The organism is Sporosarcina newyorkensis (assembly GCF_900167515.1).
GTDB lineage: Bacteria > Bacillota > Bacilli > Bacillales_A > Planococcaceae > Sporosarcina > Sporosarcina newyorkensis.
In genome coordinates this window covers 211,165-235,786 of sequence record NZ_FUYJ01000002.1, presented here as the reverse complement: position 1 = coordinate 235,786, position 24,622 = coordinate 211,165, and the positions used below count along the sequence as shown (strand labels likewise).

20 protein-coding genes are annotated in these 24,622 nt (G+C 41.6%); 5 read left to right on the top strand and 15 right to left on the bottom strand.

Going from position 1 to position 24,622, the window contains the following annotated elements; genetic code table 11:
• Positions 1–936: 936 nt before the first annotated feature.
• From B5D59_RS05450 to B5D59_RS05440, 3 genes are all read left to right on the top strand, one after another.
• A complete protein-coding gene (locus B5D59_RS05450) occupies positions 937–2,268 on the top strand; it encodes an amidohydrolase (RefSeq protein ID WP_050804639.1) in 1,332 nt (443 codons plus the stop codon).
• Positions 2,265–3,587, top strand: a complete 1,323-nt coding sequence (locus tag B5D59_RS05445) for a helix-turn-helix domain-containing protein (protein ID WP_078817188.1) — start codon at positions 2,265–2,267, stop codon at positions 3,585–3,587. Before B5D59_RS05450 ends, B5D59_RS05445 begins: the two co-directional genes overlap by 4 nt.
• A 189-nt stretch (positions 3,588–3,776) precedes the next feature.
• Positions 3,777–3,977: a tautomerase family protein gene (locus tag B5D59_RS05440; RefSeq protein WP_040758392.1), complete on the top strand. Its 201-nt coding sequence runs from the start codon at positions 3,777–3,779 to the stop codon at positions 3,975–3,977.
• Positions 3,978–4,311: 334 nt separating this feature from the next.
• Here the strand turns inward: B5D59_RS05440 and B5D59_RS05435 are convergent, their stop codons facing one another.
• Positions 4,312–5,349, bottom strand: a complete 1,038-nt coding sequence (locus tag B5D59_RS05435; RefSeq protein ID WP_040758394.1) for a YeiH family protein — start codon at positions 5,347–5,349, stop codon at positions 4,312–4,314.
• Positions 5,350–5,458: 109 nt separating this feature from the next.
• Between B5D59_RS05435 and B5D59_RS05430 the strand changes: the two genes are divergently transcribed.
• Positions 5,459–6,382 carry a LysR family transcriptional regulator gene (locus B5D59_RS05430; RefSeq protein ID WP_078817366.1) on the top strand — a complete coding sequence of 308 codons (924 nt, stop codon included), beginning with the start codon at positions 5,459–5,461 and terminating at the stop codon, positions 6,380–6,382.
• Positions 6,383–6,405: 23 nt separating this feature from the next.
• Here the strand turns inward: B5D59_RS05430 and B5D59_RS05425 are convergent, their stop codons facing one another.
• The 6 genes from B5D59_RS05425 to B5D59_RS05400 all read right to left on the bottom strand — a co-directional run bounded on the left by B5D59_RS05425 (position 6,406) and on the right by B5D59_RS05400 (position 15,871).
• Positions 6,406–8,223, bottom strand: a complete 1,818-nt coding sequence (locus B5D59_RS05425) for a cation:proton antiporter (RefSeq protein WP_078817187.1) — start codon at positions 8,221–8,223, stop codon at positions 6,406–6,408.
• 132 nt (positions 8,224–8,355) lie between these two features.
• Positions 8,356–9,663, bottom strand: a complete 1,308-nt coding sequence (locus tag B5D59_RS05420; protein WP_078817186.1) for a globin-coupled sensor protein — start codon at positions 9,661–9,663, stop codon at positions 8,356–8,358.
• A gap of 192 nt (positions 9,664–9,855) precedes the next feature.
• A complete protein-coding gene (locus B5D59_RS05415) occupies positions 9,856–11,958 on the bottom strand; it encodes a methyl-accepting chemotaxis protein (RefSeq protein ID WP_078817185.1) in 2,103 nt (700 codons plus the stop codon).
• A 234-nt stretch (positions 11,959–12,192) separates the two neighbouring features.
• Positions 12,193–13,311 (bottom strand): virulence factor, encoded by a 1,119-nt coding sequence (locus B5D59_RS05410; RefSeq protein ID WP_078817184.1) that lies wholly within the window; start codon positions 13,309–13,311, stop codon positions 12,193–12,195.
• Between the two features lie 29 nt (positions 13,312–13,340).
• On the bottom strand, positions 13,341–15,215 hold the full coding sequence (locus B5D59_RS05405; RefSeq protein ID WP_078817183.1) for an ABC-F family ATP-binding cassette domain-containing protein: 1,875 nt from the start codon (positions 15,213–15,215) through the stop codon (positions 13,341–13,343).
• 125 nt (positions 15,216–15,340) lie between these two features.
• Complete coding sequence (locus tag B5D59_RS05400) at positions 15,341–15,871, bottom strand: DinB family protein (protein WP_245799463.1); 531 nt, start codon at positions 15,869–15,871, stop codon at positions 15,341–15,343.
• Positions 15,872–16,344: 473 nt separating this feature from the next.
• Here B5D59_RS05400 and B5D59_RS05390 point away from each other — a divergent pair, with 473 nt between their 5' ends.
• The gene (locus B5D59_RS05390; RefSeq protein ID WP_078817180.1) at positions 16,345–17,715 is read left to right on the top strand and encodes a YjiH family protein; all 1,371 of its coding nucleotides are present in this window, start codon (positions 16,345–16,347) and stop codon (positions 17,713–17,715) included.
• Positions 17,716–18,350: 635 nt separating this feature from the next.
• Here the strand turns inward: B5D59_RS05390 and B5D59_RS05385 are convergent.
• The 8 genes from B5D59_RS05385 to B5D59_RS05345 all read right to left on the bottom strand — a co-directional run bounded on the left by B5D59_RS05385 (position 18,351) and on the right by B5D59_RS05345 (position 24,478).
• On the bottom strand, positions 18,351–18,692 hold the full coding sequence (locus tag B5D59_RS05385; RefSeq protein WP_245799462.1) for an antibiotic biosynthesis monooxygenase: 342 nt from the start codon (positions 18,690–18,692) through the stop codon (positions 18,351–18,353).
• Positions 18,683–19,111, bottom strand: a complete 429-nt coding sequence (locus B5D59_RS05380) for an ankyrin repeat domain-containing protein (RefSeq protein ID WP_078817179.1) — start codon at positions 19,109–19,111, stop codon at positions 18,683–18,685. Before B5D59_RS05380 ends, B5D59_RS05385 begins: the two co-directional genes overlap by 10 nt.
• Positions 19,077–19,892 (bottom strand): ABC transporter ATP-binding protein, encoded by an 816-nt coding sequence (locus tag B5D59_RS05375; RefSeq protein WP_078817178.1) that lies wholly within the window; start codon positions 19,890–19,892, stop codon positions 19,077–19,079. The genes B5D59_RS05380 and B5D59_RS05375 overlap by 35 nt, the downstream gene beginning before the upstream one ends.
• Positions 19,879–20,910, bottom strand: a complete 1,032-nt coding sequence (locus B5D59_RS05370; protein WP_425441334.1) for a FecCD family ABC transporter permease — start codon at positions 20,908–20,910, stop codon at positions 19,879–19,881. Before B5D59_RS05370 ends, B5D59_RS05375 begins: the two co-directional genes overlap by 14 nt.
• Positions 20,911–20,914: 4 nt before the next feature.
• Positions 20,915–21,889 (bottom strand): ABC transporter substrate-binding protein, encoded by a 975-nt coding sequence (locus tag B5D59_RS05365; protein ID WP_078817176.1) that lies wholly within the window; start codon positions 21,887–21,889, stop codon positions 20,915–20,917.
• 350 nt (positions 21,890–22,239) lie between these two features.
• Positions 22,240–23,010, bottom strand: a complete 771-nt coding sequence (locus tag B5D59_RS05355) for an ABC transporter permease (protein ID WP_078817174.1) — start codon at positions 23,008–23,010, stop codon at positions 22,240–22,242.
• Positions 23,007–23,753: an ABC transporter ATP-binding protein gene (locus B5D59_RS05350; protein ID WP_078817173.1), complete on the bottom strand. Its 747-nt coding sequence runs from the start codon at positions 23,751–23,753 to the stop codon at positions 23,007–23,009. Before B5D59_RS05350 ends, B5D59_RS05355 begins: the two co-directional genes overlap by 4 nt.
• A gap of 23 nt (positions 23,754–23,776) precedes the next feature.
• Positions 23,777–24,478, bottom strand: coding sequence for a CBS domain-containing protein (locus B5D59_RS05345; protein ID WP_078817172.1), 702 nt, complete (start codon positions 24,476–24,478; stop codon positions 23,777–23,779).
• Between the last annotated feature and the right edge of the window lie 144 nt (positions 24,479–24,622).

The following is a 24,622-nucleotide window of genomic DNA, read 5'->3' as shown; positions in this document are numbered from 1 at the left end:
TCAGGTGACATATTAACATGACATACAATATGCCAGCAATCCCAATAAAATGAAAAGGAAGACCAACTGGCACTTTGAATGATCGCTTTAAATCTGGATACCAAAACATAGAAAGACCACATTCAAGTGTGCAATAAAATAAATAACTAGCCAACAAAAACATCCGGCAAAAATAAATGTTAGTAATGAGTCACTTGGCGTTAGTCCTTTAAGTAAAAGGAAAATGCAAAGGGAAAATAAAACTAGAATATAAAACCAAGGCGGACCGTGACGATTCGGATTAAAAACTATCGGCAACTGACCTTCTAACTCTATTCCATAAAGCATTCTAGAAATCCGGCAAGTAAAGTGTGCAACGTACTAGTGGTTGCGTTTTACCAAGCATGACGTTGGCAGTATCAACATGTGTCGTTATTGACCCTACTAAAAAACCTAATGGTACAAACCTGAGAGATTCAAACCCAAATAAAAGATCTACAAACAAAGCCAAAATCATTGCAATCGGTATATATTTAATTGTCTCTTTAATTTCTTCTGTTATAAAACGAGAATGTATGTCAGTCGTTTAATCCCTTATGAATTCTAATATACAGTGAAAAATTTAATTGTCAATAACATTTCATAATATTCTAAATATTTAACCTCTGTATAACTGGCTAGATTTTGGCGACGTATCTGATTAGTGATTTTCGTTTGATTCTTTTTGTGAATCAAATATATACTTGTCATATATCAAGTACGCAAGCTCTTTTACTAAATTTAATTATATTCATAGGTATAGAGGTTATGATATCTTATACGGCAACATGATAACACAAATGGAGACGCCTATTATCTCGATTGCTCCAAAGTAAGACAACTATTTAATTGATCACTTGCTAGGGACTTATTCTTACTGAATAAATATCTAAATAATACAATATGCGGAGGGTTCTAATGATAAATCGTATTTCAGAGATAACAGAAAATAAAAAAAACTTATTAATTAAATGGCGTCGCGACTTTCATAAGTATGCAGAATCAGGCTGGGTGGAATTTCGAACAGCCTCCCTTATCGCTTCCCGACTTTCCAATTGGGGGTATGAGGTACATGTTGGCCGCGATGTGATGGATACACATTCACGAATGGGTGTTCCTGATCAAGATTATTTGGATAAACATTATCATCGCGCCATACAACAAGGTGCAGATCCTGAATGGGTCTCCCGCTTATGTAACGGTTTCACTGGAGTGGTTGGCATTCTCGATACCGAGAGGCCCGGTCCGACAATTGGCTTACGCTTTGACATGGACGCCTTAGATTTACAGGAATCCAGTGATGATAATCATGTGCCGGTCAAGGAAAGCTTTGTCTCTATCAACGATCGAATGATGCATGCCTGCGGTCATGATGCACATATGTCAATAGGACTTGGCATAGCCTCCATTTTAGCCGAAATTAAAGATGATTTGCACGGCAAGGTTAAATTTATATTTCAACCTGCTGAAGAAGGTGTTCGAGGTGCAAAATCAATGGTAGAGGCCGGTGTCGTTGATGACGTGGACATTTTCATTTCTCAACATATCGGATTTGGCGCAGAGCTGGGCGAATTTGTATGCAGTGACTTGGGTTTCTTAGCGACCACAAAATTGAATATCACTTTTCATGGCAAAGCTGCACATGCCGGGGCAAATCCTGAAGAAGGAAATAATGCTTTATTAGCAGCAGCAACAGCAACCCTAAATATGCATGCTATCTCAGCCCACAGTGCAGGTGAATCACGAATCAATGTAGGTGTTTTCCATGCAGGTAGCGGGCGCAATATTATTCCAAATAAGGCTGAACTTCAAATAGAAACTCGAGGTGCTACAACAGAAATAAACAATTACATGTTCGATCGAGTAAGAAAAATCGTAGAGGCTGCAGGAGATATGTATGAAGTGGACACGAATATTGAAGAAATGGGTGCTGCTCCAACTTGTTCGCCGAATGAAGACCTACTGGACATCTTATGGAAGAATGCTCAAACGGTTGAGGACATCCGCAAAATAACAACTACCTTCACATCAGGTGGTTCAGAAGATGCAACTTATATGATGTCACGTGTCAGAGAGAATGGTGGTCATGCGGCCTATGTTGTTTTTGGAACAACACTATCTGCTGGTCATCATAATGAAAAGTTTGATATCGATGAAGAAGTCATTCCATTAGCCGTAAAAACATTAGTTTCTTGTATCACTCAATCTCAGAATTCTTTTATGTCGTTAAGCAGAGGAGATGAACTATGAAAACTAGAGTAGGAATTGTTGGTCCAAAAGATAGTGTGGAAATTATGAATGAAATTGCGAAAGAATATGACAGCAATATGATCCCTATTTGTTTTGAATATAAAAATTCGATAGAAACGACTGAAATTGTCGAAAAAAACCAACATATTATCGATATTTGGGTTTTCTCTGGAGCTACGCCCTACTCCCTTGCGCAAAAGAGTTCATCCAAACAGTTATTTTTCTACTTAAAATTAAATGGTTCCAGCTTAACAAAAACGCTGTTGAATATCGTGTATAAGAGTAATAATGATTTACTTAAAGTCAGTATAGACATGCTTGATGAACGAGATATATTGGAGACATACCACTTCCTGGATATCTCATATGAACAATGCCATCTCTATGAATACAGCGGAGTTACGCCTATCAATGAAATTGTAGCCTTTCATTCCAATCTCTATAATGAAGGCAAAGTATCCGTATGCATTACTTGTTTGAGTGATGTCTATGAAGCATTAACTTCTCAGGGAATACCTGTATACAGAATCACACCAACTTTGGCAAATGTTCGATCGACATTTAATTCTGCATTACAACAATGGGAAGCACTGAATTTCAAACAGTCTCAGTTAACAGTCATGTTAATATCAATTGAAAATATTAATAAAATTGAAAAACCTCATTCATTTTCCTATGATTTACATCGTTTGAATTTGGAACTGCAATCCGCCGTCTTAACATTCACAGAATCTATATCAGGTTCATTTTTATCAATTGGCACAGGGACTTTTATTATATTTTCAACTAGAGGTTCCTTGCAAAATGCGGGCGATCAAAGTGTTAGGCTACTCGACAGCTTAGCCTTAATAACAGATCTTCCAGCCAATATCGGTATAGGATACGGGGATTCCTCCCTGGCAGCCGAAGAAAACGCAAGACTAGCATTGTTACATGCACAAAATTATAACTCGAATACTGCTTTTTCAGTCGAAAATAACGGAACAGTGAATGGACCGCTTAATGGATCTCAGAGCATTTCCTTTGAGTTTAGAAATGAAGATGAAGTTTTCGGTGAAAAGTTGAAAGAATGTGGGGTATCTATTACTTCTTTCAATAAAATTATGTCGGTTCAAAGAAACCTCGGTAAACATACTATTACTGCCTTTGATGTAGCTGATTGGTTGAAAATGACCGAACGTAATGCCCGCCGCCTTCTTAATAACCTAACAAATGCAGGTATTGCGAAGATTGTCGGTCAGGAAGCACCTGCCACTAGAGGACGCCCCCGGAACATTTATCAGGTGGGGTTAGATTACTTTCCAAATATAGATGTATGAGTATGAAATAAGTTCAGAATATTTATTGCTAATTTATTCTTGTGTTTTATAACTAGTACTTTTTAATTTATTTATGTAAATTACCATCTTATTGAAAATTAAAATGTTTTGACTTATTCGAATAATTCATTTACTGTTTAATATATAAAAAAGGTTTAAGCAAACTAAAATAGTTAGGAGATGTTCAGTATGCCATTTGTCCATATTAAGATGATTGAGGAGCGTTGTACTCCTGAGAAAAAAGAAATAATGATTAAAGAGGTAACAGACTTAGTAGCGGGAATTTTGGAGCAAGATATTGAAACCGTTCGAGTCCAAATTGAAGAGATGCGTCCAGAAGATTGGGGAATTGCTGGGGAATCTGTCAAAAAGCGCACTATGAAAATTTGACAGACTGATATGCACTCGTTTGTTAAATCTCTGACATTCTGACATTAAGAAATATTGTTTGTGGCTCTTGTCCGATTCGTAAAGGAATGAGTTTACTAGTCAAATTGCTTTTAAACGCGAAGAAGACTGACTGTCATTTCAAATTAAAGCAAATTTCAGAAGTAAAATTAATAATCCGAGCAAAGAGACAATCTCTTTCTCGGATTATTTTATTTACACCACCCTGATAAGGATGAGAGCTACAACATAGATCTTGAAAACGCAAAGATCTTTTGGTTGTACTTCACGTAAAAGAATTACGAAGCCGTTTCCTTCCAATAGGTTTACACAAAATTCACACAATAAAATACACAATCACGGATAACAGAACTGAAGTAACAGCCATAGCCGCCAGTGGACGCATGGCCCGGTCACGCAAGTCTTTCAAGCTGACATTCAACCCGAGACCCACCATCGCCGCCGTCAACAGCCAGGTCGTTAGAACCGAGACGCCTTCCATCACGCTATCTGATACAGGGATTGAATGTCCGAATACGTAGCTGCCGAGAATGCTGAGTAGGATGAATCCAACTAAGAACCACGGGAATTCAATTTTTGCATCGGCTTCATCTGTCCCTTTGTTCTTGCGTTTCATCAGATAGATGAAGATGAAGCAAAGTGGAACTAATAGGAACACTCGCCCCAGTTTAGCAAGCAATGCAATCGCAAGGCCATCTTCCCCTGCTGGAGCGCCTGCCAATGCTACATGTGCCACTTCATGAAGGCTGATCCCTGCCCACATTCCATACTCTATGGAGTCGAGCGGCAAAATCGGACGAAGTATTGTATAGCCGATGGCGAAAATGGTCCCCATCAATGCTATGATTCCAACGCCGATTGCCGTGTCCTCGTCTTTCGCCTTAATAATTGGCGCGACTGCAGCGATGGCAGCAGCGCCGCAGACACCGGTCCCAACACCAAGTAGCAATGAAATATCTTTATCCGCTTTAAAAATTTTCGCAAGCCAGATCATCATAAAAATCGCGAAAATAATTACACCGGCATCTCGTACCAATAAACCTAAGCCGTCACTCAAAACGGTATCAATGTTCAATTTCAATCCGTATAAAATAATGGCCGTACGCAGCAATCGCTTAGATGAAAAAGCAATCCCTGAACGTATTGCTTCCGGATAGCCAAAGAATTGGCGATAGGCCACCGCAATGATGATCGCACATGCTAACTGGCCAATATGGTCAAAACCAGGTAGTTTTGCTAATAAAAATCCTAAAAGTGCTATAAAAAATGTAAATGCCACTCCACCTAGCCAGGCAACCCACTTTGACGGTTGTTGTGGTGCTTGCTGCTTTTGAGTCTCGTTTGCAGTAGTCATGTCGACAACACCTCCTATAGTCAGTATACGAAAATGCTCGCTATAAGAAAAATAACTATTTATAATGATCATGATAAGTAATTATATATATGAGAAGGAGTTGCTACCCATCGACCATCAATTGCAAGTATTCATTGCCGTAGCGGAACGTAAGAATTTTTCTAGAGCGGCTGAAGATCTTCACATGACGCAACCTGCTGTCAGCCAATATATCCGCTCCTTCGAGGAGTCGATCGGAGTCCGGCTACTCGAGCGCACAAATAAATATGTCCGCCTGAATCGGGCTGGTGAAATCGCCTATCATCATGCAAAAGAAATAGTCGGCCTCTACTCCAAAATGCATAATCTAGTTGATGATTTAGCCAATAAAGCGAGCGGATCATTAACCATCGGAGCTAGTTACACCTTTGGAGAGTACGTCCTCCCCCATATCTTGTCCAAGCTCGTCGCAGAATATCCTTCCATCGAGCCTTCTGTGACAATCGGGAACACAGCAGATATTGCAGAGCTAGTCATCAGTCACCAACTGGACGTTGGACTAATTGAAGGTCACTTCAAGGAAGCTACACCTTTACAAAACGAGAACTTTGCAGAAGATGCCATGTACGTCGTCGCGTCTCCTATTCATCCCCTAGTCAGGAAAAAGGGGCGACTATCCATCGGCGAATTATCAAATGACCTATGGCTGCTGCGCGAGGAAGGGTCAGGCACACGAGAAGCTGCCGAAACATTCTTCTCACAATCAGGATTTCGGCCGGCACGCGTCATGCAGTTCAGCAGTACCCAGCCAATCAAAGAATCCGTAGAAGCCGGACTCGGCATCAGTCTGCTTTCGCAATGGGCCATCCAAAAAGAACTGCGTCACGGAGAGCTCAAAACATTACCTGTCAAAGGCACTCCTTTTAAACGCAATTTTTCCATTGTGACCAATTCGCCTTTTCAGACAAAAGCATTGCAAGTGTTTATTGACTTATTGAAGAACAATGAAGATCTTACCGTTTTAAATCAAAAAAACTCCACCAACATGAAGTAAACAGTCGGTGGAGTATAAACCCCTTATCTATTTGCAAATACACTTTCCTTCAATTTCAGGGCAACTAGTTGATCACCGGGATCTAAAGAAATCTTTCTTTGCAAAGTGGAAAATACAATCGTTTTATTCCTTTTCATTATAAATAATGGTGTGGTATTTTCAGGAAGGATTTCTTTGGTCCCTATATCCGATTCAGGGACTTGCCAATCAAGTACCCCGATCTCATAATCGGTATTAATTTTGCGATTTAATTCGGGAAACGTCGCACCCTCCTGAAATAATAGATGTGCTTTTAATGAGATGGGAAGTTCCGACTTACTCATTTGATGACTAGGTGCCGCAGTCAGGGAAAAGGTATTGTTGAAACCAAACTCCGGTGCAAAAGATTGTGTAATCAACGCATTATAAGAAGCGTCTCCTGTCATCGATAAGATCGTATCGTAAGGTGCCAAGTCAATGGAAAATCTCGAACGTTCAGATAAAATCTGGCCGGTAAACGTGGCGATTCCCTTTTCAACAGCTGGACGCAGACGCCCCTCTGAAGGATCGACAATTAATACAGGAATGTTCATTTCCTTCAATTGTTCAGCCAATCCGATAGAAAAACTGCTGGCTCCGACGATCAATACCCCCGGCGGTTCATTGCTGGCCAGATTCAACTTTTTTGCCAACGGACCGAGGGTAAAACCATGAGCACAAACTGTGATGAATACGAGAGCAAACGTCAGTGCGGTCAGCAAGGAGGCTTCTTCATAACCATCCTCTGCCAGAGTTGCAGCAAAATACCCGGCAACCGTCAAGGCGACAATCCCTCTAGGAGCAATCCATCCGATCAGCAGCTTCTCTCGCCAGACCAATTCTGTTCCTATGGTGGAAAGCCAAATCGACACGGGGCGTACAAAGAACAACATAACGAGCACAAACCCGATAATAGGCAAAGTGAAAATCTGAGCAATTGTTTCTCTCGCAAGGGATGCGGTCAATAAAATAAAGACTGTCGATGTCAGCATGACGGAAACATTCTCAACAAAATGACCGACATTTCCAATTGACGAAACATAACGCTTGCTCCGACCTAATACGAGACCCATAACCGTCACAGCAAGCATTCCCGTTTCATGCATGATGACTTCTGCCATCGTAAAACAAAGCAAGACAAATGCCAGAATAACGGGAGATTTTAAGTACTCCGGAAATTGACCTTTATTCACCATAATACCGATCAAGGTCCCCATCACCAATCCGAGAAGGACCGCAAGCCCGGCGCCACCAAAGAAATTCAATAAGTAATTTAGTGATAAATTCTCATTCGTCAAAACCTTGATTACTTCGTAGGCAAATAATGCTAGCAATGGGCCGGCCGGATCGACAATAATTCCTTCCCACTTCAGTACCGCTGCAGTCCGGGCTTTTAATTTCGCATTCCTCAACAACGGGATAATGACGGTCGGCCCTGTCACGACAAAGAGACCTCCTATAATGAATGACACTTCCCATGTGAGTCCTGCAATGAAGTGCGCAGTAAGTGACCCCAAAATCCATGCAAGAAATGCACCCATTGTGACAACTCGAAAGACAGATTTAGAAATATCCTTAATCTCCCGTACATCCAAATTGGAACTGCCTTCAAATAAAATGATAGCTACTGCCAGCGAAATCAACGGACTATAGAGCTCACCGAGTGCCAGTTCGGGATTGACCAAGCCAAGCAGCGGACCGATGAGCAAGCCGGCAATTGACATTATAAATATAGAAGGCCATTGAATACGCCATGCAAGCCACTGAGAAAAAATTCCAAGTGCTAAAATGGACACAACACTAATTAGTGCTACTTCTTCCATACAAACACCTACCTTCATTCACGAGTCTTTTTATCAGTTCAGTGTAACAAATGATAGGCTATATACCTAATAGAAAGAAAAGATCTCTCATCCCGCTCTTCATATTCTTTAATAATTTGTCCTGTTACTTTCTTAAAGATCTTCTGCCAACTGTATCAAATCATCTGACGAGTGAGCAATCGCTCCCACCGCTTGATTGATTTCTTGTAGAATTTGCACAGTACTCTCAACGGAATTCTTGGATTGTTCACTTTGCTCTTTCATACCTGAAACAGCTTGTATAATTTCATTGTAGGAATTTGTCACTTGTAGATTGCCGGCAGAACTTTCTTGAATCAACCGTTCCATTACTTGTACAAAATTGGACATGTCGTTCATATTCGTATTTGTTTCTTCAATCATAGCTGTGACAGTACTGATCGCTTTCTTTGTCTCAACAGATAAATTGCGTACTTCTGCCGCCACCACAGCAAACCCTTTACCATGTTGTCCGGCTCTTGCTGCTTCAATCGCCGCATTCAATGAAAGGAGGTTCGTTTGATCGGCAATGGACGTAATGAGCGTTACTACCTCACGTATATGATCCGTAGACTTGTATAGTGCTTCCATGCGGTCCATCAGATCTGCCGTAAACTCTACTATCTGTTCAAATTTTTGTGACTGCTGATTCACCAATTCTTTGCTGGCAAGCGAAGTCGTTTCCGTGTCCGTAATAAACGACAAGCTATGAACCGTCATTTTTTCAAGAATTTGCGTTTTATTATAAAGTTCTTCTGAAGAAGCACTTGTCTGCTCGCTGACCGCTGCCAACTCTTGGGCAGTTCCCAATACCTTTTCCTTAACAATAATTTTCGATTCTTCAGCCTTTTGTCGATTTTCCTTATTTACATCTTCGTAAGCATCCAACACCAATTGCTGTTCAAAATTCAATATCTTCATGAATGCACGCAATGTCCGAAATTGCCTTTCCCTCGGTATGTCCAGCTGTTCAATGAAGGTAAAAAACTCATCGCAAATTACATCAAAGGCAGCCAAGTACCACTTCGATTCAAGGCCGATATGCACATGAACCTTCGCGATGGTTTTCCGCTGTTCCAAATAAGCTTCATCAATCCGACCATCGAATATCGACAGTAAATGTCTGTTCAATGACGCTTTCAAACGCTCTCTGCTGCTATGATTGGAGATAATCTTATTCAATTTCGGTTCTGCATCCAAGGCTTTATAAAAAGCATCTACCATAACAGGCAGGATAGGTTGAACTTGATCTTTAATAGACAGAAGGAATCCAAGGTCATACTCCGTGAAATTAATCATATCCATTTGCTTTTTCACAGAAGGAGAATGATCCAATTGAATAACTCCAGTAATACAATCCAATTTAGTTCCCCTCGCTATTACTTCTGCCTTACGTTTATCTTTCTTAAATAAATACACCATGCCATTTATAACCCCTTCTTCAGAAATATCACTCTAAATACTTTTCACTATATAAGTTGTTCATTTTACCATACACCCACCACCTATTCTATTCCAATCCCAACTTCCTGCAATATAATTTAATTCCGACTTATTAACAGATTTAGTCAAAAAAAGCAGAGACGGAATTTTTCCGTCTCTGCTTTACATAACTTAAGATAGCTTAAATCGCTCCACAACGCCTTGGAGTTCTCCAGCAATTTTATTCATTTGAGTTGTCGAATTCGCCACTTGCTCGAGTTCGTGTTGTTGTGCCGCGGACGATGCACTCACTTCTTCAGCTGAAGCCGCTGTTTGTTCTGAAATAGCAGATACATTTTGAATGGCGAGGATTGCTTCGTCTTTATGCTCCATCATTTCGGTCAGCTCTTCTGACAACTCCGCAATCGCTTCACGGATTTGCTTCGTGATCTTAGCATTTCGGATAAATGATTCTTCCGTATCCGAAACGGATTGATTCTGACCTTCCATCAATTCCATGCTCTTGTCAATCACTTCCACCGTTTGTTCAGACTCTACTAAAATCTCTTTTACGGTTTCTTGAATTACCTCGGTTTCAACACGTGATTGTTCCGCCAGCTTCCGAACTTCATCCGCTACGACCGCAAAACCTTTCCCGCTCTCTCCTGCTCTTGCTGCCTCAATACTTGCATTGAGTGCGAGCAAGTTAGTACTTGCCGTAATATCATGTAAAGTTTGGATTACTTGATTGATCGACGATATCTTAGTAGATAGCGTTTCAATCTGAAGTTGAACTTTGTGATTCATATCATTGGCGGATGTATTATGGTCGCGTAATTTCTTCACTTCACCAATACCATCTTCCGTAGCATCAGAAGCTTGTCCAGATAAATTGTTCATAGTATGGAACATTTCATTCAAGTGTTCCATACGATCAGCCAAGTCGGATATACGAAGACTCGTTTGCTCTGTATCTTCAGACTGACGTGACGCACCTTGCGCAATTTCATCGGTCGCTACTGAAACTTCCTGATTCGCAGCTACAAGCTCTTCAAATGCGTGTGTTACTTGAGAAGATGAGTCACTCAATTGGGTAGATGACTGTTGCACTGTTCGTATCGCTTCATTCGTTCGTTGCAGCATATCGTTATAAGCCAATGAAACGGCACCAATTTCATCTTGCCGTACCGAATTTTCATCGACGAGCACCGTCAAATCTCCAGCCGCTGCTGTTTCCATTGAATGCTGCAATTCCCGCAATGGACGTAATTGTCGATAAATGAAAGCGGTAGAAGCCGCTGCCATGAGCAACACAATGACGACTGCCGAAATAATCGTGATCCACAAAATTGAATTGAACGTTTCCAAGATTTTCGATTTAGGTGTTACTGTCTGCACTGTCCATGTTTCATCAATATCCTTTAAAGTAATAGGCGCAAACGCGTTGAAGGCAGTTTCGCCTAAACTCTGCGAATCAACGTATAGATTCGAAAGTTCGCCTTTGTCCATAACTTCTTTGACACTAGCCCAATCAATGGAATCCTGCATATTGGCGCCGTTCATTTCTTCTTTCAGGCTATTTGCTGTTACATCGCCATTGTCTGTAATAACCGATGCATAGCCTCCGTCAGGTTTAATCGAATTTACCAAATCTGTTAAGAAATCAATGGATAAATCGGTCGTCAACAGACCGAAATAAGTACCTGCTGAATCAAGTAATGGCACAGAAATAGTTGTCATAAGAATCGTTTGTCCGTTTGTATCGTATGCATAAGGTTCCGTCAGAATCGCACGCTGTTCTGATTTCGGCACTGTATACCATAAGTTGGCTTCCGGATCGTCCATCCCGCTTAGAGGCTCGACACCGATTGTTGACCCTTCTTTAAAGGTATACGGAATGAATTGTTGATCATCATCCAGTAGATCCTGTGGTATTGCATCTTTATTCGCAATGGCTGCTTGATTGATGACAGCTGCCATTCCTGTTGCATCCTCATTATTTTGAAGGTTGTTCTTGATGATTCGAATGACTTCATCCGCATGAAGATCTCCTTCTGCTCGCTGGGTTTCCAAAATATGTTTAGTTGTTCGCAGCATTTCATTCGTTTCCTTTAGCTTTTCACTCAAAGCAAGCGAACTCTTATTTGTGCTTTCCATTGCAAATTCTTCCGCATCACGCAGGCTTTGCTTATGTAACATGACACTTGTGACGACCGAATACACTAAAAACAATAATAAAAATAATGCAATGATTAACCCTGACAGCCGCATCGCAATACTTCTAGATTTTTTCACTTTATTAGGACCTCCTAGGTAAATATACAGTATTATTACAGTATACCTTTAGTCCTTGTTAAAAGAAAGGGATGAATAGTCAAATTTTAAAAAGAATAGGCAAAAGTAGCAGAGGAACCATCCAAACCAGCTGAGTACCGCACAATCCTGTCAACCTAGTAAAAATAGATGAACAAAACGCTCTCTCATACAAAAAATGAGCTGCCAGAAATTTTCTGGACAGCCCTTTATTCCTTAATTTCGTTCCGTCATCTGGCGCCAAATAGAACCTTTAGCTTCCTCGCCTTCTTCAATGCGGGCAATCGCCATGCGCACTTGCAGCTTCACTTCAAATTCCGGATCATTTTCCGCTTCATGTAAAGCAGGCAATGCGTCCTCCGTACCAGTTTCATATAAGAACATTGCTGCACGCCAGCGGACGAGTTTGTTTTTATCTTTCAATAAACGAATCGCCGCAGGTTCGAACCCAACATATCCTAGGTCGCTCATACAGTCTGCTGCCGTACGGCGAACCGCCCAGCTTTTGTCTTCTAATGCTTTTTCGATAAACGGAATAACCGATTCATCTTCAATCATTCCGAGATAAACCGTAGCGAGACGACGGATTGACATTTTCTCGTCTTCAAGTGCAACGGACAATACTGGATAATCGGACGCATCCGGGTCCGGCATTTGGTCTAATAGCTGGAAACGTTTTTCCCATTCAGGAACAGTGAACTCAGCGAGCGTTACTTTTTGGCCTCTAACTTTTGTTTCATCATCGGCTTTTTCAGCTTTTTCTACCAGTTCTTGCAGACGTTTTTCTGGATAAGCTGCTTCCAGTTCCTGCGCGACTTGGTCTCCCACTTCTTGCAGTTCACCGTAACGAATGCCATAGTCCGCCCATTTTCTCAATAAAATATAATTCTCCACTTCGGAGTGGTGTACAGCTTCCATTGCGTTGACGAAGCGTTCACTCAAACCGAAACGCACTTCCGCATCGCTGTTGAAAACTTTGACTTGCAATGGGATGTCCTTATACGTTTGTACATGAACATATACTTCCCCATAGTGTTCATCTATTTCCATGTCTTCCGATTGTTCCATTACATCGCCTTCTTCATTTAAAACAGCGCGTACTTCTGCGAGTATAGACTCCCAAGGGACATTGCCGATCCGCTCGACTGCCATGAAATCCAACACATGATAAATTCCTTTCACACCTTGGATTGCCAAGAGTGAACGGATCGGTTCAGGTGCTTCAGTTTCATCTTTCTTTTTATAATTATGACTCTTCCCTTCAGGTAATGCAGTATCCATGATGATTTTCATCGAATTGGGACTAGGTGTCGGTTCAATTGCTTTTATTTTCAACGAAATCTCCTCCATCTACTCTTTCTTTCTTAGTCGGCTAATTCCTGTAAATACGACCAGCGTTCGATCAGCTCTTCATATTGTGTATTGAGCTCTGTCAACTGTTCATCGAGTAAGCGAAGCCGATCGTAATCAGATCCCGTTCCTGCCATTTCTTGTTCGGTCGCTGTGATTTTTTCTTCAAGTACTTCTATATCCGACTCAATGGTTTCCCATTGCTTCTTCTCCGAATAGGTCATCTTCTTTTTCTGTTTTAATTCTTCTTGAGGCTGCACTTCTATTTTCTTCGGTGCTTTTTCCTCTTTCAATGGAGTCTCCTCCAAGAAGTCGGAATACAGACCGAGCCATACATTTATGTCTCCTGTCCCATCCAATACCCAAAGCTTTCGTGATATACGATCGAGGAAAAAGCGATCATGCGAGATGGTAACGACGACGCCAGTAAACGTATCGATAAAGGATTCTAAGACAGACAGTGTCTCAAGATCTAAGTCATTCGTCGGTTCATCTAGCAGCAGGACATTCGGCTGCTCCATCAAAAGCTTCAACAAATAGAGCCGTTTTCGCTCGCCGCCAGAAAGCTTCCCAATTGGCGTACCATGTGAAGAAGCCGGAAATAAAAATCGCTCCAACATTTGTGTAGCTGATAATCGTGCGCCGCTTCCATCTTCTATATCATTGGATGTTTCACGGATATATTCAATAATTCGCTGATTTTCATCCATTGGCGGAATATGCTGATGAAAATGCGCAATCTTCACCGTCGCTCCTCTTTCGATATTACCAGTATCTGGTGCAATGGTGCCTTCCAACATCTTAAGAAGTGTTGACTTACCAACACCATTCGGACCGACGATGGCAATTCTGTCTTTTGCCTGTAAAATTGCGGAGAACGGATGCAAAATCACTTTTTGTCCAAACCTTTTGGTAATATCATTTATTTCCAGAACTTTCCTACCTAGACGTGAAGTTTGCAGATCCATTTCTAAATCTAATGAGGAGTCTGTCTGTTTCACTTTTTCTTCAAGTTCTTCGAAACGACCGATTCGTGCTTTTTGTTTGGTAGAACGCGCCTTGGCACCTCTGCGTATCCATTTTAATTCATTACGATAACGATTGCGGTCTTTCTGCTCAGACGCAGCGGCCATTTCTTCGCGCAATGCTTTGGATTCCAAGTAGTCGGCGTAGTTTCCTGTATGCGAATACAATGTTTGATTCGCCAATTCATATATATGGGTTGCTACTTGATCTAAAAAGTACCGATCGTGCGTGATGAACATAACGGCGCCTTGAATATTTTGCAGGAAGTCTTGCAACCAACGAATGGATTCCACATCCAAATGGTTTGTCGGCTCATCCAGCAACAATAGATCTGCCGGCTCGATTAGCACTTTCGCTAAAGCTACCCGTTTTTGCTGGCCTCCTGAAAGTTCGCCCATCTTCCGATCAAACATATCAATTCCAAGCTTCATGAGAATCGTTCGTGCCTGGGCATTCAAATCCCACCCACCTGTTGCGTCCATTTCATTTTGCAAACGCGTAAAACGTTCTTGAAGCTCAGGGTTTGATGAATCTGATGAAAGTTCTTGCAAAGCATGCTCATAATGAAGATTCAGCTGAATGATCGGTGCATCACTCTTAAAAACTGTCTCCATGACTGTCAATTCAGGATCCACAACTGGCTCCTGAGGAAGAAAGGCGATACGGAATTTATTCGGATGATCCGCTGCATAAGAATCCGCTTCCTCTTGTCCTGCCAGTATGGATAATAAAGTAGATTTACCGGTTCCGTTGATGCCGATTAACCCGATCTTCTCACCGCTTGTAATGGCAAATTCTACATCTTTAAACAAGGTTTTATCCCCAACCGTTTTGGTTAATTTTTCTACAACTAAATGACTCATAACCCCACATCCTATCTTCAAGCTGCTATTCCTAGTATAGCTGAAAAACACTTCTATAGGGGACAACGAAAACCTGACAAAAGAAAAGAACTTGAGCCGAGTGGGGTCAAGTTCTTTCCTATCTATTATTTAGACGATTCATAAAGCGGCGTGGGATTTGATTTCGCAAGATCCACTGCTCTTTTCAATTGTCTCAAATGGCGTTTTTCGTGGAAACCGACGAAACGGAACCACTGGATTAACGGTACGTACCCGAAGACCGGGTGCTTGATGGACTTGCTGCGTAACTCTTCTTCAGTTGCCGAGTCGTAGATATCCAATAGAAAATTTCGAGACTGATGTAGACGTTCTTTAGTCTCTGAAATCGAGAGATACGTATCCGTCGGTTCTGTGTATTCCAATAAATAAGCCTTGATTAGAGGACTGGCCGATACACTGATCGGTTTTTTGAAAACCCGCGGACTGTCAGGGTTTTTCAATTCTTTGGCAATGTTTGTAGCAACTCGGCACTCCATTAATGCTAAATGTTCTACGATCTGCTTGGGAGACCAGCCGCCGCATGAGGGCGTTCCGTTAAATTCCTCATCTGTTAAGCCGTCGATCAACTGTAAGATGCGTTTACGGACTTTGATGTTTTCTCCAAAAACCACCAACATCCTCCTCCATTTCTTCCTCATAATCATTACTATTGAAATAGCATACGCTTTTTCCTATCAGATTTAAAGAGGGAACGGTTATATTTCATACTTGTAATAATGAAGAAAATTCATGGATTTCGAATGCTCTTTGAACTCTTGCAAAAGTGTACATTTGTATTGGTTTCTAAATTGGTAAAAAAGGCAATAGCATGTATACAAAGAAAGCTCAAAGTAAAGGTGAAATCTGATGACCGGACATTTTGGCGAACTTCTTTCAGGATCCAGCCGTTGCGTAATGCACTTCATTCGGAACATATTGAGATGCAAATTCAACACTTCTCTGGAAGTTATTCCAAGCGAGCTTTTTATCAATTAAAGTCTGCCCGCTAACTGAAAAATCGCACTTTAGCTTAAAGTGTTTACATTGGACGGATAAACAGTATAATGTATAAATATTCACTTTATACATCAAAGACAAGGAGAGAACTACCTTGAAGAAATATACCGCTAGTACGTGGTTTGTATTTTTGATTCCTTCCCTTCTCGGGATTATGCTATTTATGATTCCATTGCCATTTCAGGATGGCTGGAAAGTACCGATCGCCAAACTAGCCGACTTAATGGCAGGATCGCTGGAACCCGTTATCTCGCAGTTGATGATGGTGATGATCATACTCTCTGCATTAGGCTCCATCCTATTTTCATTCGTAAGAAAGGATCCTCAGCGTCCTTCATTTTTTGTAAATTTATTCAAAGTGACACCTTTCTGGACGATCACTCGCGTAATTGGTGCAGTGTTCTCTGTCATGGTCGTCTTTAAAGTAGGACCTGAAGCCATTTGGAGTGAAAATACAGGTGGCTTACTATTGGCAAGTGACGGACTTGTATCCTTTTTGTTCAGTATTTTCTTCTTCGCGGGACTTTTGCTTCCGCTTTTGCTGAACTTCGGATTACTAGAGTTTTTCGGAACGCTGATGGTCAAGATCATGCGGCCTTTATTCAATCTACCAGGACGCTCTTCCATTGATGCACTTGCTTCGTGGATTGGAGACGGAACAATTGGTGTTTTATTAACGAGTAAACAGTATGAAGAAGGCCATTATACACAGCGTGAAGCTGCCATTATATCTACCACATTTTCTGTTGTATCGATTACATTTTCATTGGTCATCATCGATACGGTCGGAATGGCAGATTACTTCCTTCCATTTTACGGAACAGTAGTTTTAACCGGATTGATTTTGGCTCTCGTCATGCCGCGGATCTATCCTTTACGTTCTATTAAGAATACGTATATCGACGATCGGGAGTTTTCACTTGAAGATGAAAAATTGCCTGAAGGAACGAATGTATTTGCATTAGGCTTGGATACTGCATTACAGACGGCTTCAAAACAACGCTCCATTGGAAAAACCGTCAAAATGGGTTTTCAAAACGTACTTGACATGTGGTTTGGAGTCGCACCAGTAGTCATGGCTTTCGGGACAGTAGCTTTGATGCTTGCGGAATATACGAGCATCTTCCGAATCCTGGGTAAACCATTCGAATACATTCTGGAGTTTTTGAGAATACCCGAAGCAGCAGATGCAGCACAGACGATGGTCGTCGGATTTGCGGATATGTTTTTACCCGTTATTTTGGCAGAAGGCGTCATCACTTCGCCTGTCACATTATTTACCATCGCAGCAGTATCAGTCGTACAGCTCATTTATATGTCTGAAGTCGGCGGATTGATTTTAGGAACGAAAATTCCTTTGAACATTTTTGATTTACTAATCATTTTCTTGCTTCGCACCATTATCGCATTACCGATTATAGCAGGTATTGCACATTTATTATTTTGGTTTGTGGGCAAAGTATAAGAAAAGGGAAATATTCCTTCACATAAAATCAATTGCACTTATAGAGCTGTCACAGAAAGTCAGAAATGACTTTCCGTGACAGCTTTTATGCGTAATAGGACAATGAAATTAGCGGGAACGAACCAAACCATCATTGCACCGAACCATAGTTTCATCAGACCGAGCTAATACTCTTCTATCCTCACATTTGTTAGGCCAGACCGAACCAATGTATAACCAACACGCACCAAACTACCAGCGCAACGCACATTTCTATTGCCATAACCACTGCCCCATAAGACAAAAACTTTCCCATAAAAAAACAAGAACCGCTCAAATTGACATAGGAAAACTCTTTCTCAAACAATCCCGCCTGATGAATAAAAATAAAAAAACTGCCTTTCAGTTAAGAAAGGCAGCCAAATGAACATCTTGAAAGCAACAATGTCTTTAAATCCTTAGAATGTCCGCAAGTAAGGGAGGGTTGCGATTAGGTGAGACTTTGCGACATCGGCTTCCAAGTGTTTCCGCGATGTACAGTTATGCTGACGGTATCCCGAAAGCCATCTATACAGTCAGGTCTCTGTATAGATCGCATTCGGACTTTGATAGAGCGGCAGTTCTAGCATCCTATCTGCCGCCGCTACGTCAAAAAATTACTTCACTTCACTAATTTCGGCTGGTAAATGTTGTACTTTCACAGCAAATTTCGTCAACTTATTCCCCAAAATCGGACTTGGTTCAGTTGATGGTGCTTTCGATTCGTGAGACTTTGCATTCTCTCGGCTATTCAGCCAGTTTTGAAAATACTTCTCGTCTTCCCAAGTCGTGCAAACTTTCACTTCATCCTGATCTTCAGCATCCTGCTTCAATAGAACTTCCATTCGAATGAATCCTTCAAATGTGTGGACTGTTTTCGCTCGTTGAAAACGTGCAGTCACCTGTTCCCCTTTTCCTTTTTCCACAAAAATCGTATTCACTGCTGTCATCATTTGCATTGCACTGCCTCCTCTTTCATCGTCTGTAAATAGTCTACTACATGTTGCGCTTGGTCACCGCCTACTACCGCATGCCGCAATAATGGAATACCATGCGGACCTTTTAATTCTCGCCAGTCCGGATACCACTTCAGCATTGATTGGACAATTTCCAATTCACCCAGCATAGCGGCTGCAAAAATATCCATACGTGCTCCTTTTGCTACTAAATACTCCGCAATATCCCGGTTTCCAGTATGCGCAGCAGCCCCCAACCCGCTCTCCCAGTCATCGCCACCCCAGTTCATCACAGCATGAACCAAATCAGGTTCCTTTTCAATCAACTTCTGTACTTTCTCAAAATTGCCATGTGTCGCAATTAAATATTGCCGTACAAGTCCTTGGTCAATTGGCTGTTTCTTTTCTCCCTCTGCTCTCATGACATTCTCCCTTTCGTAATTTACTAGGTGTGAAAAAACATTTCCCATTCTTCATGAAAATTTCCGCATCAATTTCAAAAATCGAATGGAACATGTCTTTGCACAAAACACATTGTGGAATACCATCGAACCGTACCCTTCCATCTTTCAATACGATCATGCGGTCACTATAACTGGCTGCTTGATTGATATCATGGAGCACCATGACAATGGTCATGCCGTACGACTCATTCAGTTCCGCCACAAGCTCCATCACTTCCAGCTGATGTGAAATATCCAAATACGTGGTTGGTTCATCGAGCAACAAAATTTTCGGACGCTGGGCAATCGCCATGGCAATCCAGGCACGTTGCCGTTCCCCCCCAGACAATGAATGCAATAGACGATTTTTATAAGCACCTAAATTCGTTACTTCAATCGCCCAATCAATGATCTCCTGATCCTCCTGGCTAAGCTTTCCATACGCAGTACGATGAGGATGTCTGCCGAATTCCACTAGCTCTCCCACCGTCACATCCAATTGGTGATCTTGCATTTGCGGAAGCATCGCCAAATTCCTCGCCACTTCCTGCGACTTCATTCGCTTCAGACGTTCTCCGTTCAGCAAAACTTCACCGCTACCTGGCGTAATCAGCCGCGAGATCAGCCTCAAAAAAGTAGACTTGCCTGAACCATTCGGACCGATCAGACTGACGATTTCTCCTTGTTTAATATGAAGATCGATAGACGATAATCCGAATGAATCCGAATGACGATAGGAAAGTTCTTCAGTTACCAGCAAATGAATCCCTCCGTTTTTGAATTAAGTACAAGAAGAATGGACCGCCTAGGAAAGACAATAAAATACCAACAGGCAACTCGATCGGATTAAAAGCACTACGGGCGATCGTATCCGCCACCACAACAAGCAATCCACCGCCTAATGCCGAAGCTGGCAGAAGGAACCGATAATCGCCTCCAACAATCGAGCGCATAATATGCGGTACGACCAAACCGACAAAACCGATCAAGCCCGAAACGCTTACCGCCAATCCAGCAAGCAATGTACTCAAAACAATTAAGAAAAATCGACTTCGTTCCACGTTATGACCGAGTAATTTGGCTACTTCGTCTCCTAACCGTAAAATCCGAATATGCTTGATTGAAAAGATTGCTAACACAAGCGCGGCAATTACGTAATAAATAATCATCTCAAATTGCACCCAACCGACACCCGCTATTCCACCGGCAAGCCATGGCAGGACCGATTGAACCCGATCGCTGTACAGCAGCATGAGCGCACTCATGAAAGCACCAATAACGGCATTGATAGCGACACCGACAAGAATGATTCGCAGCGGTGATGCCCCGCCTCTCCAAGATAATGCGTAAATAACGAGAGCCGTCACGAATGCACCTAAAAAGGCAGCGAGCGGTAAGAACATAATGTATGCCGGAAAGATGATCATGATGGTTGTCGCTGCTAGTCCAGCGCCAGAAGATACGCCGATAATTCCCGGATCTGCGAGCGGGTTACGCATGATTCCTTGTAATATCGCCCCGGATGCCGCTAAGCTGGTTCCGACAATCATGCCGACTAAAACGCGTGGAAAACGAAGTTCCCAAACGATTCGCCGTTCCATCGTATCCGTTGATTGAAAGATGCCATTCCAAATCTCTTGCAAAGAGAACGAAACAGGTCCGATCATCAAACTGGCGATAGCTGCGACCATCAGTAAACTGCCGCTCGTCACTAACACGATGAGACGTTTTCTTGCAAGCGGGTGCTGATCTTTTTTTGTTCGTTCGTGTACAGCAATCATCTTATTTAACCTGGCCTAAACTTTCTTTCATTACTTCAAGTGCTTCGACTACTTTCGTTCCGGGATTCGTGCCAAATAAATGGGAAGGTAGGACGACAACATTTCCCGTTTTGACTGCATCTAAGTTTTTCCATGCAGGGTTCTTCAACATTTCGCCTTCGAACGCTGTCTTGACAGCTTCCGGCTCACCATGCGTAATCAACATGACCATTTCTGGATTGCGTTCAATGATTTTCTCGACACTTAAGCTTGCATATTGTGGATATTTCTCTTCGTTCGGGAAATCACTTGCGATATTTTCGCCGCCTGCCAGTTCCAATAAGTTACCGGATAAAGAGTTTGGAAGGGCTGCCAAGTATGTACCGGGTGCTCCATAGACAAGCAGTGTTCTGACAGGATCTGCTTTCTGTTCAGTGTTTTTCTGGATTTCACTTGCAATCTTATCTTGAATTGTTTGTGCTTCTTTTTCTTTATCGAATATTGTTCCAAACAATTCGATTGTATTTTGAATATCTTCAACGGAATTAGCCGCAGTATAAACTATTTTCGTTCCTTGACGCTCCATGTTTTCTTCATGCTGTTTGAAGCTTGGTGCAGCAATCAGGACTTCCGGATTTATTTCTGCAATCTTCTCAAAATTTGGCTGATGTGGATTCCCGATTTCTGCAACTTGTTCAAGTCCTTCTACTGAAGGTCCCTGCACAGTCGGGCGTCCTGCTACTTCAATTCCCAGTGCCAGTAACACATCTAAATCGCCTGAACTTAATGTGGCGACAGAAGATGGAGTTTTATCAAAAGTCAATGTCTGACCTGTCAGATCGGTTACTTCAATACTTGGATTGCCTGTCACTTCTGGCTCTTCAGCCTTTATAGGAGCCGCAGCCAGTTTATCTGCTGCTTGATCTTCTTCTGCACCACATGCTCCTAAGACCAATAGCAACAGGAGAAGACCTGCTACACTTACTAGTTTCTTCATCTCTCTCCATACCCCCCTTATTTTAATGAGAACGTTTCTCATTGCAATCATCATAAGTGATAATGAGAATCATTGTCAAATAGATTTATGATTATGATTCGTTTGAACTACGGATAGTTTGGTAGGTTTAATTGGTTAGGGGGTGGTATAGGGATGATGTAGTTTGTTTTTGTGATCACGTTGTTTAGTGCGGGAAGGATATAGTTTGGTTCGGTGATCGCATAATTTAAAACGATGATTATGTGTTTTGCTTCAATCCACACGAAGAATAATACAGCTGTCAAAAACATGACGGATTCAGCAGTAGTGCAGGTTTTTTTCTCGCTGAATCCATATGAATATTTGTTCATTTATTCATCTGAACTATCATTTCCTCTTTGGATCATCTGCATCCGTTCATTGAACAACGTAGGATACGAAAGCAAGCCTAGGCAGACACTTGTTAAAGCAGCTGTAGTTAATAACAAGAACACGACCAAGATTTGAAATTGTACAGCCTCCAAAGGATCTGCGCCTGCAATGATTTGCCCGCTCATCATACCGGGTAATTGCACAAGGCCGATTGTTTTTTGGCTCTCAATTGTAGGAATCATGCTCGCTTGTATAGAGCGGATCAATTGTCGATGAATGGCTTGTTTGGGAGTACCTCCAAGGGATAAAATCAACTCGCTTTCTGAACGATGGGTTTCCACTTCCGCTACGAAGCGGTTAAGGAAAAGTATAGACAGGACCATTGAATTTCCAATCACCATACCCGTCAATGAAATAATGTATTGAGCCGTCGCGGGAACAATCTTGAATCCCAGCAAAATACCTTGTGTCAAAACTTCTAATAGAACAAAAGTTACGATCAGCTTCCATGTGATCCCTTTTATTTGCTGGCCTTTTTTACGGGCGTTCTGAACAGCAGCGCCAATCATCAGGGAAACCATCAAAAAGATGAACAAATAACTTTCCGAATCAAAGACGAATTTTAATACAAAACCAACTAGCAACAATTGAACTGTAGAGCGTACCGTAGCAATAACCGTGTCTTTTTCCAGTTGCAATCCAAGTGTTTTGGATAGAATGATTGGAATGAAAACGAAGATTAACGTCAGCAGGAGGGCCGTCGTACTCATTTGAATTCCCCTCTCAAAAAGCGTTCTACAGATGGATCATCTGAATGTTGTAACGCAGAAGTATTCCCTGTCTGCACAAGTTGGCCGTCGATCATAATCCAAGCGTAATGCCCCATTCTCTTTGCCTGTTCTAAATTATGTGTAATCCATACAACCGTAATTTGATGGACTTCGTTAAGCTTGCGAATCAATTCCTCTACTTCGCGTAATGATGAAGGATCGAGTGCAGAAGTGATTTCATCAAGCAAAAGGATATTGGATTCATTCAGCAATGTACGCGCAATCGAAACTTTTTGTTGCTGTCCTCCTGACAAGTTGCGGCTATTGCGACGTAAGTATTTTCGATCAAGCCCTACTTGATTCAATATATCGGTCGCTTTTTCTTCACTTAATTCCTTGCCTTGCAGACGTAATGGCAATGACAAATTATCGTAAACACTGCCGTCCATCACTGGGGAATTCTGCAGAACCATCCCTGCTTGTCGACGCAATTGTATTGGTGAAATGTCTTGAAGAGGCAGTCCTTCCACATAAACTTCTCCGCTTGTAGGGCTTAACAATCCATTACACATTTTCAATAACGTCGTTTTCCCTGCTCCTGAAGGTCCGACGAGCGTAGTAATTCTATGTTTAGGAAATGAACCAGTCACTTCTTTGAGAATTTCAGTATCTTTCACTTTATACGAGACTTTTTGAAAGTGGATTGCAGGTTCATATAACCTAGTTGTAGTTTCAGATTTCAACCTAATCACCTTTTCCCATATCGTCAATCCAGCTTCAATAAATCCAATGGTGTTATAATGCCGATCAATTTTTCATCTTTTCCTCCATGCTCCGTAATGAGCAATGCTTCCAAACGATTTCCTCGAAGAATCGACTTCTTAAAAAACTCTTCTGCTTCATAAACAGATAATGTACTTTTTACAAAACGATACGTGTTTTTACGTTTTTCGTGATTATAAACATCGTATAATGTCGGTATTTCCCGGGAAATGTCTTCGTGTTTTTGATCCGCCAGCCAATTCATAATTCCATTAGCGGTAATCAACCCGATGAACCTGCCTTTTTGATAGATCGGTATTTGGTTGAATTTCTTCTCTCTTACCATCTTTAACCCCGTTGCCAACGACTCCTTCGCTTGTAACGTATGTACTTTTCTACTGAAGAGATCCTTCACTGTCATAGGATTAGACAATTTTTTCTCGATCATTTCAATCATTTCTACGATCACGTCATGGGGCTCCGCAATCGCATAATTCAACCCTGTCCGATTATGTATAATTGCATTCCGCAAACTCCCGAACTCCCGCAACTCCTCTTCATAATGTCGAATCAGCGCATTTTTCTCTTTTGCTTTGTCAATTCTTCGGGAAAACGAAAAATGATTTGGCATGCCTGTTAGTTTTACTAAGGACTTATCAATACGATTATACGCGACGATAAAACGGTCTGAGTTTTTAGGCGTCATCCTACTTCCCCCTTTCTATTCTAGGCAAAGTATATCATAATCTATTAATTTCCTGAGTCTTTTGAAGACAGACAGATATACAAGTTTAACTGAGTGGTCAACATACAGAAAATCCTTCAACCATAATAGATTGAAGGATTTTCC